Here is a 16,162-nt window from a genome sequence, read left to right as displayed (position 1 = left end):
CGGCCCGGACTGACGGCGCGCGCCTTCTTTTCGTTGTGTCTGTCTAGACTCGTGTCCGCTGTCGGGTGGATCACGATGTCCGCCGGGCAGAGTCGCCGGTGATTCGGGCTACACCTGCCGCGGGATGCACCGCGGCAGGTGCTCGGGCATCGGGGACCGGGTTTGGATGAGAAGGGAACGATATGCAACTGAACAACGTGGTGGCAGTGGTGACCGGGGGTGCTTCGGGGCTGGGGCTGGCAACGGTGCGGGAACTGCACGGCCAGGGCGCGAAGGTCGTCATCATCGATCTGCCGTCGTCGTCCGGTGCGGCCGTGGCCGAAGAACTGGGTGACGGCGTGGTGTTCGCCCCGGCCGATGTCACGAACGAGGAGCAGGTCACCGCGGCGCTCGACACCGCAGCGGAACTGGGTGAACTGCGGATCGCGGTGAACTGCGCGGGTATCGGCAACGCCATCAAGACGGTCAGCAAGAAGGGCGCGTTCCCACTGGCCGATTTCAGCCGCGTGGTGAATATCAACCTGATCGGCACCTTCAACGTCATCCGGCTGGCCGCCGAACGTATCGCCGCCACCGAGCCGGTCGGCGAGGAGCGGGGCGTCATCATCAACACCGCCTCGGTGGCCGCGTTCGACGGCCAGATCGGTCAGGCCGCCTACTCGGCGTCCAAGGGCGGCATCGTCGGCCTTACCCTGCCGGTCGCCCGCGATCTGGCGTCGGTGAACATCCGTGTCGTCACCATCGCGCCGGGGCTGTTCCACACGCCGCTGTTCGCGACGCTGCCCGATGAGGCGATCGCCGCGCTCGGGGCGCAGGTACCGCACCCCGCCCGGCTGGGCGACCCGGCCGAGTACGCCGCGCTGGCCCGCCACATCGTGGAGAATCCGATGATCAACGGCGAAACCATCCGTCTCGACGGCGCCATCCGGATGGCGCCGCGGTAAGCGGTCACCCGACGGTGACGGGCCCGGCTGCCGACCCAGGTAGCCGGGTCCGTGGTTGTCGGCGCGATCAGGCGGCGTGCACCTCCCGTTCGTTCGGCACGCAGTGCGTCATCTGCAGGCCGTCGACCTTGCGCGGTCCGTTCTTGCCCAGGTTCTTGGCGCGCTGCAGCTCGTCCTCCGACAGTGTTTGACTGGCCAGAGGTGCCAGGTCGCGAACGTCGTCGGCGCTGATGCCCAGTCCGTCGCCGACGCGTTGGCCGAGCTCGTCATCGCACAGGTAGAAATGCCACACCATGCGCTCCTGCACCTCACGGGCTGCCTGCCCGATATTGGTGACGAGATTGGTGACCAGGTCGTCCTGCTCCCACGCCTGCATGAGCTGGTAGCGCTGGCCCGCCTGTTCGTAATCGTTGGTGCGCGGGATGCGTGTGCGGGTCAACCGGCCGGTGATTTCCGGCCCCTGCTCATCATGTGTCGGTAACTGTCCTTCCCGGAGACCGCCGGTGATGGACGGCTCGTAGTTGACGTGGGGGTTGTCACCGGAGTCGTCGAGGTGGTAAGCCATCAGGCCGCCCTGCTGATTCGTCGCCACGTGAGCGTTTTTGGCGCTGTTCACCGGCAGCTGCAGATAGTTCGGTCCCACCCGGTAGCGCTGCGTATCCGAATAGGAGAAGGTGCGCCCGACCAGCATTTTGTCGTCGGAGAAGTCGAGACCGTCCACCAGCACACCGGTGCCGAAGGAGATCTGCTCGTTTTCGAGGAATTGATTGCGCACATTGTCGGTGAGCACCATCTTGCCGACCGGTTTCGGCGGGAACTCGTTTTCCGGCCAGACTTTCGTATCGTCGAGCGGGTCGAAGTTCAGTTCCGGATGCTCGTCGTCGCTCATGAGCTGCACCCGCAGCTCCCACTCCGGGTAGTCGCCCGCCGCGATGTGCTCGTAGAGGTCCTTGCTGGCGTGGCCCAGATCTTGTGCCTGGATAGCAGCGGCGTCGGCGGCGGTGAGGCTGTGCACCCCGGCCTTCGGGATCCAGTGGTATTTGACCAGATGAGTAACGCCCTCGGCGTTGACCCATTTGTAGGTGTTCACCCCGAACCCCTGCTGAGTGCGGTAGTTGGCGGGGATGCCGCGCGGGCTGAACAGATTTACCAGCATGTGCATCGATTCCGGGGTCTGTGACATGAAGTCGAAGATCCGGGCCGGCTCTTGCCGGAACGTCACCGGGTCGGGTTTGAGGGCGTGGATGACGTCGGGGAACTTGATGGCGTCGCGGATGAAGAAGACGCCGAGATTATTGCCGACCAGGTCCCAGTTGCCGTCCTCGGTGTAGAACTTGATCGCGAAACCACGCGGGTCGCGCGCGGCTTCGGACGAGTCGCGTCCACCGATCACGGTGGAGAAGCGAATCGCCAGATCGGTGCGTTTACCTGCCTCGGCGAAGATTTTTGCGCGGGTGTAGTTGCTGATCGGTTCATCGCCCCAGGTACCGGTGGCTTCGAAATAGCCGTAGGCGACCACGCCGCGCGCGTGGACCACACGCTCAGGGATGCGTTCCCGGTCGAAATGGCTCATCTTCTCCAGGAACTGGTAGTTCTCCAGGGTGGCGGGTCCGCGCGCGCCGATCGTGCGCTGGTTCTGGTTGTCGTACACCGGATGGCCCTGCCGGTTGGTGAGGACACGGCGGTCGTCTCCTCGGCCCGGGCCTTGTGACGCGACATCGGTCATCGCTGTAGCTCCTCTGCATATTTGTGATCCGTGCCACGCGTTACCCGGGTTTTGTGACCGCAAACAGGGGGCTGCTGCCTGGGATAATCCGTTGCCGTGCGCACGGAACTGTCCGTAGCCTCATCGGGTGTCGATGAACGTGTTGATCCGCCGGTACGAGCCCGGCGACGAGGAAGTAGTGCTCGATCTGTGGTCGCGGGCGGCTCGGCAGGCGCACCCCTTCATTCCCGACGAAGGGCGCGGTGAGCGCGCCCGCAAAATGCGCGAGATCTACCTGCAGCAGGCCGACAACTGGGTCGCTGAACTGGATCAGACCGTGGTCGGTCTGCTGGGCATGATCGGCTCGGAAATCGGTGGCCTCTTCGTCGCGCCCGAGGCGCATCGCCGAGGTATCGGGCGGATGCTGGTGGAGCATGCCATCGCCATGCACGGCAACGTCACGCTCGAGGTGTACGAAGGCAATGCGACGGCACGCGCAGTGTACGATCGGCTGGGTTTTACGGAACTGGCGCGACGGGTGGACGCCGATACCGGGCACACCATGATCGCGCTCCGCAAAGAAACACAGGTGGCGTAGGCCGAAGCGGGGCGGTATCCGGTCATTGCAGAGCCCTTGCCGACTCCGCACTGCGCGCGGTGCGGAATCGGCAAGGCGTCTATCTGTTGGCCGCATCGGACGCCGACGTGACGGATGCGGTGCTTCCGCCGAGCGTCTCCCAGTCGTACATCGGGTCTTTGCTCCGGCTGTTCAGCCGGACGTGGGGACCAGCGTGTTCTGCCGGGCCGCGGTCCACCAGCGCCCGTTCTCTTTGACCAATACATACAGCGCAATCATCGCGGGATCGGTATCGATGAGCGTGCCGTCGGCGGTAGTGGCGCGCGCAGCCTTGTGCGCGATCGCGATATCGGGGCGCAGAAAGGTGATGTCGGTGACCTCGTAGCGCGCGTACTGGTCTTTCAGGAAACCGGCGAGTCCCTGCTGGTTCGCCGCCAGTAGCGCTTCCCGTCCGGTGAGCTGGACCCCGACCGCGTTGACCACGGAGGCGTTCGCGGTGAAATCGGCGGTCATCAGCTCGGCGTCGTTGGTGTTGTAGGCCGTTTCCACATTGCGGATGATCTGCTCGATGGCGGCGATATCGGCGGAGTGGTCGGTGGTGGTGTCGGTGACCAGGGGTGGCTGAATTGTCTTCGCAGTCATACCGTCACCGTGCTACCTCAACTGTTATTGAGGTCAAATTCTGTGCGCAGGCCGGCGCGGAAAGGCAGCGGTTGTTCGCGTGCTACGCGCCCGCTCCCGCAGGACACGGCCTCGGCCCAGCGAGATCGGGTGAAGTAGCATCGGGCCGAACCTCGGTGCCCTGAGTTCAATCGGGTAGCGGCCTGCGTAATTCCGTGACGGCGATCCGGGCCGTTTCGGCGATGGCCGCATCCACGATCGGCAGGGCCGGGTCGGCGCGGGCGGCACGTGTGAAAACCGCGACAGCGACGGGGTATTCCTCAGGGAACTCGACGACGGCGACCTCGTTGCGGATGATCCCGACGGTGCCGGTCTTACCCGCTACCGACACACCGCGGTGCGGAAAAGCCGAAGCGATGCGATGCGGCCAGATCTGATTACGCATAACAGTCCGGACGAATTCGGTCTGGCCGGGTGACAGCACGGCACCCGACCACACCTCCCGCAGCAGCCGCGTCATCTCCTCCGGGGTTGTCGCGCTGGTGTAGGCCGGATCGTATGCGGACACCGACCACGCGTCGTCGTTGTCGGCGAGCGCGGCAAACGCCTCTGCGGTGGTGTGGGTGTCGGTATCGCGCACCAGGCTGCGATGGATGTCGGCGGTGCCGCCGACGATCCTGGTCTGCGTCAGGCCGAGGCCCGTGAGCAGGTCCTCGATCGCGCGGAGACCGACCTCACCGAGCAGCACATCGGCGGCCGCATTGTCGGACACCGTCATCATCGATGTCGCCAGATCGCGGCGGCTCAACGTCACCGGATCGTGCAGAGTGGCGATACCGGTCGGGCCGGGAGTGCACTCCGCAGGGCGCACGGTCAGCGGTTCGGCCGGGTCGATCAGCCCCGCGTCGACACACCGGCAGAACGCGATGAACAACGCCAGCTTGTACACCGACGCGGTCACCACACGTTCTCCACCGCCGACCGACACCTCGTCCGCGCTGCCGTCGCAGCGGCGCGCATGCAACCATCCGGTGCAGCCCGCGTCGGCGAACACATCACGGATCCGATGGTGTGCTCCGCTCATCGCTGCCGCTCCCGGTACAGCACCCGATCCACCACATCGGCATGCGCCTCGGCGCCCGGCCGGTGCACGACCCGCACCCGCAACGCCAGCGCATCGGGAGCCATCCGCAACCATGTCAGGCCGGGCACCTCGGTGGGTGGTGACGCGGTGAGGCCGAAACAATTGCCTGCGGCGACCGCGGCGAACACCGCCCGGTCGTCGGATGCGGATACGGTAACCGGGTCGAGGCCCCGTTCGCGCAGCAGGTCAAGGACCGTGTCGAAGGCAGGCGGGTTGGTGGCCCGCGCAGCGGCGGCGAAAGCCAGACCGGTCAGCATCGGGAAGGTGGGCCGTTGCGCGCCTGCGCTGCGATGTTCGGCGGGAACAACCACCCAGCGCGGCAGTTTGACGACGGGCCGTGCGACGACGCCGTCCACCAGGGCCGGATGCTCGACCACCGCCACATCGCACACCCCGGACCGCACTTCGGCGACGAGATCGACACTGGCCCCGGTGGTTGTGGTTACAGTCCCGCCGCCGCGCAGCGCCCCGACGCAGGCGGTGACCACCCGGTCCGGAATCGCGCCTGCGACGCCCCAGTGCACCGCGCCGCGGGTACCCGCGATCCGCTGTGCCTCGGCCAGGAGCCGGGCGGCGTCGTCGACGAGCAGGCGAGCGCGGGGGAGCAGTTCACGTCCGGCAAGGGTGAGCACCGCGCCCTGTGCGGTGCGGTTGATCAGTTCGACGCCCAGATGCTGTTCGAGCCGCCGAAGTCCCTGCGACAGCGGGGGCTGGGTCATCCCGAGCGCGACGGCGGCCTTACCGAAATGGCCCTCTTCGGCGATGGCGACGAAGAAGCGTAGATGCCGGATCAGATCCATGCCGCCATCGAATCAGAACCTGGGTCCGCTACTGTCGCCCCGCTCTGCGTCTGCGCCCGTGATGTGCCCGGACAACCATCGCCGACGTGCGGCGATAGTGACACCGACTCGCTGGGATGGTGGTCCGGTATTGGCGTTGCCCGCCGTTGCGATGCTGTGCTGCCGTGGTGAACGCACACCGAACGATCGTCCCCGCCCCGCTGACCCGCCGCCGCCTGCTCGTCTCCGCGCTGGCGGTGTCGGCGCTGTCGGTGACCGCCGCCTGCGGTGCCCGCCCCGCGGCGCCCGCCCGGCCCGGTGCCGATGATGCACGCTGGGCCGAGCTGGATATCGCGCTGGCCGGAATCGAAGAGCGCAAACACATTCGGCTCGGCGTCATCGCCCACGACCCCGGCCGCAACCTGAGCTACATCCGGCGCGGCGAGGAGCGGTTCGCCATGTGCTCGACATTCAAGGTGTACGCGGCCGCCGCCATCCTGCGGCTGCACACCCAGGGTCGCCTCACCCTCGACGAGCCGGTGCCTGTCGCTGCGGCCGATATCGTCGTGAACTCGCCGGTGACCTCCGCCGCGCAGGGCCGCACCCTGACGTTGGCGCAGCTGTGCGAGGCCAGCCTGACCCGGAGCGACAACACTGCCGCAAACCTGCTGTTGCGTCGTCTCGGCGGGCCCGCGGCGGTCACCGGTTTCGCCCGCTCGCTCGGCGACACCGCAACCCGCCTCGACCGGTGGGAACCGGAACTCAACAGCGCCGAACCCGGCGACCCGCGTGACACCACCACACCCACCGGCCTGGCCGACGGCTACCGCGAACTGCTGCTCGGGTCCGGCTTGCCCGCCGCGGCGAAACAGACTCTGACCGACTGGATGCGCGCCAGCGTCACCTCTGGTGAACGTATCCGCGCCGGGCTTCCTGCGGGCTGGACAGCGGCCGATAAAACCGGTGGCGGCAGTTACGGCACGGTCAACGATGCCGGGGTGGTGTGGTCACCGGGCGGTGCGCCGCTGCTGCTGGTGCTGCTCACCTCGTCGACGACCGGGCGCCCCGACGCACCGAACGACAACGCCGCCTTGGCCGAAACGACCGCCGCTGTCGTGGCATCCATGACGGCGTGAGGTGGTGAGTCGCCGAGCCTGGAGTCGGGTATGTTGGCGGGCATGGAGTTCTACATTCGTTTGCGCGCCGCCTAGCCGGCGCACGCTTCCACCCTGTGGCAGGGGTGGACTGTGTCAGGACCCAATGGGGTTCCTGTTCATACGTGTCGCCGATGGATGAATCACATCGACACGACAGGTATTTCGTATGTCAACGCACTCGCCCGCACCTTCCGCACCCACCGGCGCGACCCCGACCCTGGTGCTGGTGCACGGTTCGGGCACCAGTTCGTTCATGTGGGCTCCACTGCAACGAGAACTCGCGCTGCTCGGTCTGCGCTCCTACGCCGTCGATCTGCCGGGACACGGTTTCGACGCCCAGTACCCGATGTCCTACCAGTGCCCACAGGATCTCGACGCGCTGGCGGGCGAACCGTCGACTTTGTCGCGGGTAACTCTCGACGACAATGTGGACGCCGTGCTCGCCGTGGTGCGGCGGCTTCGCGAGCACGGGCCGGTAGTCCTGGTCGGTGCGAGCCTCGGCGGGGTGACCATCGGTGCGGTCGCCGACCGAGCCCCGGACCTGATCGACCGGTTGGTCTACATCTCGGCCTGGGTCTGCACGGCGGCGGCCGACCCGATCGAGTACATGGCGGAACCGGAGTTCGCCACCAGCCTGCTCCCGGCGCTCGCCGGACTCAACGTCGGTGATCCGACTGTGCTCGGCGTAGGTCGCGCCAACTATCGCACCGCTGATCCGGACCTGCTGCGCACTCTCAAGGCGGCAACGATGGCCGATGCCACCGACGAGCAGTTCATGGCCTTCCTCAACATCATGCAGCCGGACGAGTCGCTCGCCGTCATGACCGCGGATGCGCGGGTGGGCGCGGGGTGGAGCCGTGTCCCGCGGACCTTCATTCGACTCACCCAGGATCGGTCGCTCCCGATCGCCATGCAGGACAGGTTGATTCGCGACGCGGATGCGCTGACCCCGCAGAACCGGTTCCAGGTGCACACACTGGACACGACGCATGCGGGCTTCCTCTACCGCAGTGCCGAGGTCGCCGCACTGTTGCACCGCATCAGCTGAGGCCGACCCGGGTGCTGCCTGCCCGCACAAGCAGGCAGCACCCGGGGCTTCGGTAACGAACTGCCGCTACCGAGTGCGGAATACGGGTCGGGTCCGTCGGTCAGTCGGCCCGGACTTCGCTGCGGTCGCCGCTCCACAGCGTGTGGAATTTGCCCTCGGCGTCGATGCGTTCGTAGGTGTGCGCGCCGAAGAAATCGCGCTGGCCCTGGGTGAGCGCGGCGGGTAGCCGTTCGGCGCGCAGCGCGTCATAGTACGACAGCGATGACGCGAACGCGGGCACCGGAATGCCAAGCAGGGTCGCGGTGGACACCACGCGCCGCCAACTATCGATAGCGGTAGCGATCGCGTCCCGGAAATAGGGGGCGAGGATCAGGCTCGGCAGTTGCGGATTCTGGTCGTAGGCCTCCTTGATCCGGTTCAGGAACCGGGCGCGGATAATGCATCCGCCGCGCCAGATCGTCGCCAGATCACCGGGCCGCAGTTCCCAGCCGTATTCCTCGCTGCCCGCAGCGATCTGGTCGAAACCCTGCGCGTAGGCGACGACCTTCGACGCGTACAGCGCCTGCCGGATGTCCTCGGTGAACTGGGCGACGTCGCTGGGCTTACCGGCGAGAGTGCCCGAGGCCAGACCGGTAGCGGCCTTGCGCTGGTCCCGCGAGCCCGACAGTGCCCGCGCGAACACCGCCTCGGCGATACCGGTCACCGGCACACCCAGATCCAGGGCCGCCTTGACCGTCCAGCGGCCGGTGCCCTTCTGTTCGGCCGCGTCGACGATCACGTCGACCAGCGGCTGTCCGGTTTTCGCGTCCACCTGCCGCAGCACCTCGGCGGTGATCTCGACCAGGTAGCTCTCCAGGTCGCCGGAGTTCCACTGGGTGAACACGTCGGCGATCTGTCCGGCGTCGAAGCCGAGCGCGTCACGGAACAGGTGGTAGGCCTCGCCGATGAGCTGCATATCGGCGTACTCGATACCGTTGTGCACCATCTTGACGAAATGCCCTGATCCATCGGGGCCGATATGGGTGCAGCACGGAGTACCGTCGACCTTCGCCGCGATCGCCTCCAGCATCGGGCCGAGCGAGGCGTAGGATTCCTTCGGCCCGCCCGGCATGATCGAGGGGCCGTTGAGCGCGCCCTCCTCGCCGCCGGAGATACCGGCCCCCACGAAGTTCAGGCCGCGTTTGCGTAGGGAGGCTTCGCGACGGATGGTGTCGGTGTAGAGGGCGTTGCCGCCGTCGATGATGATGTCGCCCGGTTCCATGACCGCGGCGAGCTCTTCGATCACGGCATCGGTCGCCGCGCCGGCCTGCACCATGATCAGGACCCTGCGCGGTCGCTGTAGCGCGGCGACGAACTCCTCGATGGTTTCGGTGCGCACGAAGTCGCCGTCGCTGCCGTGCGCCTCCAGCAGGGCGTCGGTCTTGGCGATGCTGCGGTTGTGCAGCGCTACGGTGAAGCCGTTGCGGGCGAAGTTACGGGCGATATTGCTCCCCATGACCGCCAGGCCGGTGACCCCGATCTGTGCACGCGCGGTAGCGGACGTCATGAACCAGCTCTCCTCGTTCGGCAGGTGTACTCGGTTGACCGGGCGAAGCCGCTCGGCGGCGGCATTGTGGAGCGGTTCCACAACACCTCGACCTTTCTACCGCGTCGCCACCCGGCGTCGGCGCTGCCCCCCGTTCCGTGTGGTCTGTGCCGCCGCGGGTGGCATGGGCAGGATCAGCTCCGGATCCGGACCGCCGAGTGGTTGTTCGCCCTCCCGGCACCGGCGGGACCGGTCACCAGCCTCCCCGGTGAGGCTGCGCGGCGTGCAGTGCCTGCTGCGATCGGGCCGGGCTCCGAGGCCGAGCTCGGGTCACCCGGCTCCTGACACCTCTGCGGTCGGTGGCTTTGCGCCGCTTGCAGATTCTGGGGTCGAAGAGCGACCGACCGACGGGCATGATCGATCCCGTGATGATGGCGCCAAGGCGTACCCACTGCGGTGGCACCGAACTGGAACCAGGCTTCCTGGAGGACCGCGGAGACAACTGGCGCGGACATGTGCGCTGGGTCGCGGGGTAGCTGGAAGTGGGAATCTTCGGTGGCACCAGACGTTTCGACAGGCTCCTGATCGACGTCTACCGCTGCGTGCTGTGCGGACATCCCGAGCTGTTGGCTCGGGCGGAGACCGCATGAGGGCGGCTGTCACGGCGATCAGTGGATCAGGTGCTGCCGTTGCCGGTCTCGTCGCGGTGCTCGCCGTGTTCTCCGCATTCGATATGTCCCCGCGCGGCCCGTGGGACGACGATGTCCTTCTCGCTATCGAGGTGGCCGCGTGGCTGGGCGTGCTGTTCGCGTTGCTGAGCACGGTCCTGCTGATCCTGCCCGCCGCTCTGCGTTGGTTACGGTGGTGGTGGTTGTTACCGCCGGTGATGGTGTTACTGGCCGCAATCGGCCGGTTGGCGTGGGTGGCCTGGGCCTACCCGGTTGGCTGACCGATGTTTTCGGCGACGCCCTCAGGAGCGTGGCGGGTGGTCTCGGGAGGAAAACTCGTTCCGGCTGCCGGGAGCCCTTGATGAAAAGACCCGGATCACCGGGGGCGGTACGGGTTTGCCAGGAGCGAATTACGGGAACGATGTGGTCGAGGCCTGTGCGTTTTCGGGCCGAACAACTAGGCGGGAACGCCGAGGGTAACTACACTCGGCTCCAGGTCACGCACGCGTGGTCCGGGGAGCCGGGGTTCGGGTAGCTGGAGGTTGGCGAGAGATTGAATCGAGAGTGGTTGCGTCACCCCGGCGCTCGGTCAGGAAGTCGAATCGGATGACCGGATAAGGAGAGTCCGCCCAGCTTCCTGTGCGATATCGCGCCCGGTGCGGGGTGTCGGTGCGGAACAGTCGGGCTCTGCGAGGGTTGCGGGATCTACCCTGCGAGCGCGGATCGGTAGAACTGGAAACGCTCATGAGCAATGAAGCGCCAGACCGTCCCGTGGTGGAGATGGCGGATCACCTGGCCGGAGATCGAGCGGCGACCACCGTATCGTGGTTCGTCCGCGAAGCGCGTCGGCGCGGATACAACCCGTCGGCATTACTGGATGCCGACTTCTTTCTCCGCGGCGGTGACTAGTTCACTCGGCCGGACACCGAACACTTTGCAGATCTTGTACAACTGCGCCATCGTCATCGCCCGTTCGCCGCGCTCCAGGCGGGTGATGGTCTTCTTGTTGTAACCGGCGTGCTCGGCCAGTACCTCCTGGCTCCAGCCTCGACGGGCCCGCAACGCGCGTACCTCCGCGCCGAGGGCCGCGTCGAGTTTCGTCTCTTCGGCGGTCACTTGTTCCGAATCGGCGGGGGACGTATTCATGGGGATCATTCTGGGTACCGGACGGCGTGCTAGGCAAGCGTCCGATCCGTTGGGTCCGGCATTCGAGCTCCTCCGCATAAGGGGTCGAACAGGAGAGCAAATCAGGGGTCAAAATAACCCCAATAGGGACCAAACTAGGTTGAAAAGAGTCAAAACGGGGCCTATTGTCGTGGTATAGCACCGGACGACGACGGGAGTGAGCGATGAGCTGGACCGGAGACCCCGTATGGCTGGCCGATGTGCTGCGAGCCGCCGGGCTGACCGTGATCGAGCACGACGGCTGGACGCAACGAGGCCACGGCGACTTCCTTGATATCCGTGGTGTGCTGTGCCATCACACCGGTGGTGGTGGACCCGACGACTGGCGTGTAGTCCAGGACGGCCGCCCCGGCCTGCCTGGTCCGCTCGCGCAGTTGGTCCTGGAAAAGGATGGCAGCTACCGGGTGATCGCCGTGGGTGTCTGCTGGCACGCCGGCCGCGGCAGCTGGCCCGGATGGCCGACCAACCGCGCCAATTACCACACCATCGGCATCGAAGCGGTGTCCCGCGGTACCCAGCCCTGGGACTGGACCCCTGTCCAGCTCGATGCCTACCGCCGCGGATGCGCTGCCATCCTGCGCCGCATCGGCCGCAGCGCGCACGACTGCGTGGCGCACCGTGAGTACTCGAGTGAAGGAAAGATCGACCCGGCGGGTATCGATATGGACGTTTTCCGCCGGGATGTGCAGGCACTGATCGATGGAGGTGACGGAGTGTCTTTTTTAGAGGAGAAGCTGACGAACTACCGCGGTGACGAGGTCACCGTCGGAACGCTCCTGCACTATCTCGACAAACATGTGGGGCTCGGCCTGGACCAAATTGCGGGCCCCGACACCTCTCGTGGCGCCGATTTTCCCGGATGGGAATTTCTCGGCAATCGCACGGCGGTCGAAGCGCTCGGCGCCATCGGAGCCGCGCTGCAGATCCCCGGTTTTCGTGACCCGACGACAGGTGCGTAGTAGCACCTGGCGCCGTCATTCGCCGATTGGAGGGCGGTGTGATCGTGGAGTTCGCCCCCGTCCTGGGTGGCCTGGTAACCGGCGTCGGCGGCATACTTGCCGCCGGCCTGCTCAGCAGGCGTAAGCGCCGCGCCGACGCGGTGCAGGTGCTGACCCAGGCTGCCGCCCAGATGGTGGAGCCGCTGTCGCGCCAAATCGCGGCAATGAATGCCGAACTCGACGAGCACCGCCGCGTTGTCGCCGCAGCCGAAGAACGCTGCCGTCGGGCCAGCAGCAGACACACCAGCTGGGACCACGAAGTGCGGTTCACCCTACTGCAACTCGGTGTCGACGTGCCGCCACCGCCGCCTGTCGACGAGGACTGAAGCGCGGCATCGGACCCGCTGCCGCAGTGGCGATATCGGATCGGCAGCGCCCGAGAACCTTGTGGCGCAGGAGTTGTCGGCCCGTCGGAAACGTCGTGTAACATCGCGCCCTGGCCGGCCGGGCCCCAGGTCCGGAAGAACTGCGAGGGAATGGGTCCGGATGTCGGCTCTCGATGACGAGTGCGAATACAGAGATTTCGCGCTGCTGGTTTTCCAGCAGATGAGAAGCGCTGGTATCGGCGATGCATCCTATGATCCCGACGAGTTCGCCATCCGGTACGGCGACGGCGTGATCCAGTTGCAGAACCTGTACCGCGAAACCCGCGGTCTGGACCAGAGCGAACTGCGAGACGAACTCGCCCGCATCGTGCCCGCGCTGGTAGCGGGCCCGGAAGCACCCGGCAGCTGGGGTGAGGTGCGACCACTGCTTCGCCCGATGCTGCGAGCGGCCACCTATCTGACCGACGACGCCCCCAGGCTGCGCAGGCCGCTGTTTCCGTTCATCGACGAAATAGTGGCCATCGATCTACCGGAGGTGGTGCTTTTTCCCGCGCGATCGATACTGGCCGAATGGGGCGTCACCGAAGAAGAAGTATTCGACGCCGCCCGCGAGAACATCGCGGAAATAGTGGCACCGATGGAAATATCGGATGACGGGGTCGCGAAAATTGTTTCCCAGGAACGCGATTTCCTGCCGTCCTGGCTGCTGGCCGAGGGCTGGCTGGCCTCGGCAACGCGCACCTTCCGGCACACCCCCGTGGTGTTCGTACCGGATCAGCAGTCCCTGCTGGTCGTGCCCGGTGACCCGGAGCTGGTCGCCTCCGTCTACGAGGTCGTCGAACAGGAGTACCGGGAGGCGACGCGACCGTTGTCGCCACAGGGCTACACCCTCGACGCCGACGGGGGCGTGGTCGCGGTCGACCAGCTCGCGACCGCGCACCGAGCCCCGGCCCAGCGGGCCCGCGCCCTGCTCGCCGGCGCCGAATACGACATTCAGCGAGAATGGCTGGCGCAGAAGTACGAAGACGAGCTCGACCCCTGTTATGTCAGCAGCCTGATGGTGGTCGAACAGGGTGACGGCCTGCGCACCGTGACCGTCTGGGGGGAGGACGTCGACTGCGCGCTCCCCGAAGCCGACGCCCTCGTATTCGCCTGCGATGACGGCCGCTCGATACAGGTGCCGTTCCGCACTGCCGTCGACATCACCGGAATCACACCGATACCCGGGCTGCGGCCGCCGCGCTACCGCACCAACGGGTGGCCTTTGCCGGAGGTGCTCGAACGTCTTGCCGGAGCAACCGGTTCGGTGGAACTGCCGACAGCGGGACAGCGGCGCTGACTCCGGCCATGGCCAGGGAAGCGCCTGTGTCGGTTCGCCGGCACACACCGGGAAACATCTGTAGCTGCTGAACCCGCTGCGCGCGGCTCGATCGTCGCGTCACCGGCCATAGGCGCCCTGGCGTTGGCGCGCGACCTTGCGGCGGCCACGGCGAACACCACCGCTGTCCGATCTCCTGAGGTGACCATGGTCCACGTCCAGCAGCAGGAGATCACGCTGATAACGGTATCGCTGGATTATCGAGACACTTCAGCGCTGCCGTACCCCTGACCGCTGCTGATCCGTCCGCAGCGGCCCAATCGGTGCTTGAATCACTGCTTGAAACGTGTTCTAATTCTGCTGTGAGGCGAGTGGAACCCGATACCCGTGAGCGGCTGCTGACAGCCGCCGAGCGCCTATTGCTGGAATCGGGCTACGAGCGGGTTTCCATCCGGGCGGTGTGCGCGGCGGCCGAAGTGAACCCGGCCGCGGTGCACTACCACTTCGGGTCGAAGGAATCGTTGGTGGCCGCGTTACTGCAGCAACGGCTCGGCCCGCTGTGGGAGTCGTCGCTGGACAGTCTCGACGGCCGCCCCGCCACGGTGGCCGAATGCGTGTCGGCGGTCATCGAGCCGCTGGTCACGCTGGCGGCCGATCCGGCAGGCAGGCTGCACCTGCGGCTGCTGTCCCGGCTGGTCCTCGGCCGCCACGATATCGGCTGGACCGCGCGCTGGTTCGCCCTCGACCCCTTCGTCGACCTGTTGCGACGGCAGCATCCCGAACTATCGGGCCACGAGGCGCGGGTGCGCTGGATGCTGGCCTTCGACCTGATCCTCGGCCAGTTCGGCGCGCCGCTCGCCGATGACCGTGTCCTGTCCCCGCACGCGGTCAGCACGCTGCGAGCGTTCGTGACTGCGGGCCTGATCGCACCTGTGGAGCCACGATGAACAAGGTATTCACGCCCGCCGAGCTCGGACCGGTGACGCTGCGCAACCGCGTGATCAAGGCCGCGACATTCGAAGGACGCACCCCGGACGCGCTCGTCACCGACGATCTGATCGAGTACCACCGTGCGCCCGCCGCGGGCGGGGTCGGGATGACCACGGTCGCCTACTGCGCCGTCTCCCCGGAAGGGCGCACCGACCGTCACCAGATCTGGATGCGGCCGGAGGCAGTACCAGGCCTGCGCCGGCTCACCGACGCCGTCCATGCCGAAGGCGCCGCGGCGAGCGCGCAGATCGGGCACGCCGGACCGGTCGCCAATGCCGCATCCAACAGGATGCCCGCGCTCGCCCCGGGCCGGCTGTTCAGCCCGTTGGGGATGGCGCGGACCGTCCGGCCCGACGCGGCCGACCTGCAGCGCGTGGTGCGCGCCTTCGCCGACGCGGCACTGACTGCCGAATCAGCCGGGTTCGATGCCGTCGAACTGCATTTCGGGCACAACTATCTGATCAGCTCGTTCTTCAGCCCGCTGCTGAACCGTCGCCGCGACAGCTACGGTGGCAGCCTGGCCAACCGTGCCCGCCTGGCACGTGAGGTCGCTCAGGCGGTGCGTGACGCGGTGGACGACCGGATCGCGGTGACGGCGAAACTGAATATGGACGACGGGGTGGTCGGCGGGCTCCGGCTAGAGGAGAGCCTGCAGATCGGCCGGTGGCTCGAGGCGGACGGCACTCTCGACGCACTGGAACTCACCATCGGCAGCTCTCTGCTCAATCCGATGTACCTGTTCCACGGCGACGCCCCGCGCACGGAGTTCGCGAAAGCGTTCGGCGCACCACTGAGCTGGGGGATGCGGCTCGGCGGCCGCTTCTTCCTGCGCGAATACCCTTACCGCGAGGCATACATGCTGGATCTGGCGCGCCAGTTCCGCTATGAGCTGACGATGCCGCTGATCCTGCTCGGTGGGATCACCACCGCCGAAACCATGCAGTTGGCGATGGAGGAAGGTTTCGAATTCGTCGCGATGGCGCGGGCCCTGCTGCGCCAGCCCGACCTGCTGCTGCGCATCCAGGAGAACGAGAACACCCCGTCGCTGTGCACGCACTGCAACAAGTGCATGCCGTCGATCTTCAGCCGCACCACCTGCGTGCTGGCACGCCCCAGTGCACCCCCTGCACCCGCCCTGACCTGACCCGCCTCAGCACGACCCAGCGACGAAGGGATA

At 66.6% G+C, this 16,162-nt stretch carries 16 protein-coding genes; 10 read left to right on the top strand and 6 right to left on the bottom strand.

The genetic code is table 11. The features are described 5' to 3' along the window. The first annotated feature begins 182 nt into the window (after positions 1-182). Positions 183-944 carry a 3-hydroxyacyl-CoA dehydrogenase gene (locus B0T44_RS07790; protein WP_077117637.1) on the top strand — a complete coding sequence of 254 codons (762 nt, stop codon included), beginning with the start codon at positions 183-185 and terminating at the stop codon, positions 942-944. 67 nt (positions 945-1,011) lie between these two features. Here the strand turns inward: B0T44_RS07790 and B0T44_RS07785 are convergent, their stop codons facing one another. Beyond that, entirely contained in the window at positions 1,012-2,670 is a 1,659-nt protein-coding gene (locus B0T44_RS07785) for a catalase (RefSeq protein WP_077117634.1), read from the bottom strand. Positions 2,671-2,803: 133 nt separating this feature from the next. Between B0T44_RS07785 and B0T44_RS07780 the strand changes: the two genes are divergently transcribed. Then, on the top strand, positions 2,804-3,247 hold the full coding sequence (locus B0T44_RS07780) for a GNAT family N-acetyltransferase (RefSeq protein WP_175648056.1): 444 nt from the start codon (positions 2,804-2,806) through the stop codon (positions 3,245-3,247). Positions 3,248-3,418: 171 nt separating this feature from the next. Here the strand turns inward: B0T44_RS07780 and B0T44_RS07775 are convergent, their stop codons facing one another. The 3 genes from B0T44_RS07775 to B0T44_RS07765 form a co-directional block, all read right to left on the bottom strand. Continuing rightward, a complete protein-coding gene (locus B0T44_RS07775; RefSeq protein ID WP_077117630.1) occupies positions 3,419-3,868 on the bottom strand; it encodes an SgcJ/EcaC family oxidoreductase in 450 nt (149 codons plus the stop codon). A gap of 166 nt (positions 3,869-4,034) precedes the next feature. Further along, entirely contained in the window at positions 4,035-4,931 is an 897-nt protein-coding gene (locus B0T44_RS07770; protein WP_077117628.1) for a serine hydrolase, read from the bottom strand. Then, a complete protein-coding gene (locus tag B0T44_RS07765) occupies positions 4,928-5,791 on the bottom strand; it encodes a LysR family transcriptional regulator (RefSeq protein ID WP_077117626.1) in 864 nt (287 codons plus the stop codon). Before B0T44_RS07765 ends, B0T44_RS07770 begins: the two co-directional genes overlap by 4 nt. 167 nt (positions 5,792-5,958) lie before the next feature. Between B0T44_RS07765 and bla the strand changes: the two genes are divergently transcribed. Continuing rightward, positions 5,959-6,906 (top strand): class A beta-lactamase, encoded by a 948-nt coding sequence (bla, locus tag B0T44_RS07760; RefSeq protein WP_254854203.1) that lies wholly within the window; start codon positions 5,959-5,961, stop codon positions 6,904-6,906. Positions 6,907-7,093: 187 nt separating this feature from the next. Beyond that, positions 7,094-7,975: an alpha/beta hydrolase gene (locus B0T44_RS07755; protein ID WP_077117624.1), complete on the top strand. Its 882-nt coding sequence runs from the start codon at positions 7,094-7,096 to the stop codon at positions 7,973-7,975. Positions 7,976-8,075: 100 nt separating this feature from the next. On the opposite strand, the gene gnd is transcribed toward B0T44_RS07755, so the two are convergent. Beyond that, positions 8,076-9,521, bottom strand: a complete 1,446-nt coding sequence (gene gnd, locus B0T44_RS07750; RefSeq protein WP_077117755.1) for an NADP-dependent phosphogluconate dehydrogenase — start codon at positions 9,519-9,521, stop codon at positions 8,076-8,078. 625 nt (positions 9,522-10,146) lie between these two features. On the opposite strand from gnd, the gene B0T44_RS07740 reads away from it, so the two are divergent. Next, positions 10,147-10,449 (top strand): hypothetical protein, encoded by a 303-nt coding sequence (locus tag B0T44_RS07740; RefSeq protein WP_077117622.1) that lies wholly within the window; start codon positions 10,147-10,149, stop codon positions 10,447-10,449. A 589-nt stretch (positions 10,450-11,038) separates the two neighbouring features. Here B0T44_RS07740 and B0T44_RS07735 read toward each other — a convergent pair. After that, positions 11,039-11,314, bottom strand: coding sequence for a helix-turn-helix domain-containing protein (locus B0T44_RS07735; protein ID WP_175648047.1), 276 nt, complete (start codon positions 11,312-11,314; stop codon positions 11,039-11,041). A gap of 203 nt (positions 11,315-11,517) precedes the next feature. Between B0T44_RS07735 and B0T44_RS07730 the strand changes: the two genes are divergently transcribed. From B0T44_RS07730 to B0T44_RS07710, 5 genes are all read left to right on the top strand, one after another. Then, positions 11,518-12,312, top strand: coding sequence for a peptidoglycan recognition protein family protein (locus B0T44_RS07730; protein WP_081511767.1), 795 nt, complete (start codon positions 11,518-11,520; stop codon positions 12,310-12,312). Between the two features lie 38 nt (positions 12,313-12,350). After that, the gene (locus B0T44_RS07725; RefSeq protein ID WP_077117620.1) at positions 12,351-12,677 is read left to right on the top strand and encodes a hypothetical protein; all 327 of its coding nucleotides are present in this window, start codon (positions 12,351-12,353) and stop codon (positions 12,675-12,677) included. Positions 12,678-12,837: 160 nt separating this feature from the next. Then, positions 12,838-14,016 carry a DUF1444 domain-containing protein gene (locus B0T44_RS07720; RefSeq protein ID WP_077117618.1) on the top strand — a complete coding sequence of 393 codons (1,179 nt, stop codon included), beginning with the start codon at positions 12,838-12,840 and terminating at the stop codon, positions 14,014-14,016. A gap of 341 nt (positions 14,017-14,357) precedes the next feature. After that, complete coding sequence (locus tag B0T44_RS07715; RefSeq protein WP_081511765.1) at positions 14,358-14,942, top strand: TetR/AcrR family transcriptional regulator; 585 nt, start codon at positions 14,358-14,360, stop codon at positions 14,940-14,942. After that, the gene (locus B0T44_RS07710) at positions 14,939-16,129 is read left to right on the top strand and encodes an NADH:flavin oxidoreductase (RefSeq protein WP_077117616.1); all 1,191 of its coding nucleotides are present in this window, start codon (positions 14,939-14,941) and stop codon (positions 16,127-16,129) included. Before B0T44_RS07715 ends, B0T44_RS07710 begins: the two co-directional genes overlap by 4 nt. The last annotated feature ends 33 nt before the right edge of the window (positions 16,130-16,162 follow it).

This window comes from Nocardia donostiensis (assembly GCF_002081715.1).
GTDB lineage: Bacteria > Actinomycetota > Actinomycetes > Mycobacteriales > Mycobacteriaceae > Nocardia > Nocardia donostiensis.
This window is presented reverse-complemented; position numbering and strand designations above follow the sequence as displayed.

Bases quoted from the DNA above. Each gene is read 5' to 3' on its own strand.
- B0T44_RS07790 (WP_077117637.1), top strand. From the start codon at position 183: ATGCAACTGAACAACGTGGTGGCAGTGGTGACCGGGGGTGCTTCGGGG.
- B0T44_RS07785 (WP_077117634.1), bottom strand. From the start codon at position 2,670: ATGACCGATGTCGCGTCACAAGGCCCGGGCCGAGGAGACGACCGCCGT.
- B0T44_RS07780 (WP_175648056.1), top strand. From the start codon at position 2,804: ATGAACGTGTTGATCCGCCGGTACGAGCCCGGCGACGAGGAAGTAGTG.
- B0T44_RS07775 (WP_077117630.1), bottom strand. From the start codon at position 3,868: ATGACTGCGAAGACAATTCAGCCACCCCTGGTCACCGACACCACCACC.
- B0T44_RS07770 (WP_077117628.1), bottom strand. From the start codon at position 4,931: ATGAGCGGAGCACACCATCGGATCCGTGATGTGTTCGCCGACGCGGGC.
- B0T44_RS07765 (WP_077117626.1), bottom strand. From the start codon at position 5,791: ATGGATCTGATCCGGCATCTACGCTTCTTCGTCGCCATCGCCGAAGAG.
- B0T44_RS07755 (WP_077117624.1), top strand. From the start codon at position 7,094: ATGTCAACGCACTCGCCCGCACCTTCCGCACCCACCGGCGCGACCCCG.
- gnd (WP_077117755.1), bottom strand. From the start codon at position 9,521: ATGACGTCCGCTACCGCGCGTGCACAGATCGGGGTCACCGGCCTGGCG.
- B0T44_RS07740 (WP_077117622.1), top strand. From the start codon at position 10,147: ATGAGGGCGGCTGTCACGGCGATCAGTGGATCAGGTGCTGCCGTTGCC.
- B0T44_RS07735 (WP_175648047.1), bottom strand. From the start codon at position 11,314: ATGAATACGTCCCCCGCCGATTCGGAACAAGTGACCGCCGAAGAGACG.
- B0T44_RS07730 (WP_081511767.1), top strand. From the start codon at position 11,518: ATGAGCTGGACCGGAGACCCCGTATGGCTGGCCGATGTGCTGCGAGCC.
- B0T44_RS07720 (WP_077117618.1), top strand. From the start codon at position 12,838: ATGTCGGCTCTCGATGACGAGTGCGAATACAGAGATTTCGCGCTGCTG.
- B0T44_RS07710 (WP_077117616.1), top strand. From the start codon at position 14,939: ATGAACAAGGTATTCACGCCCGCCGAGCTCGGACCGGTGACGCTGCGC.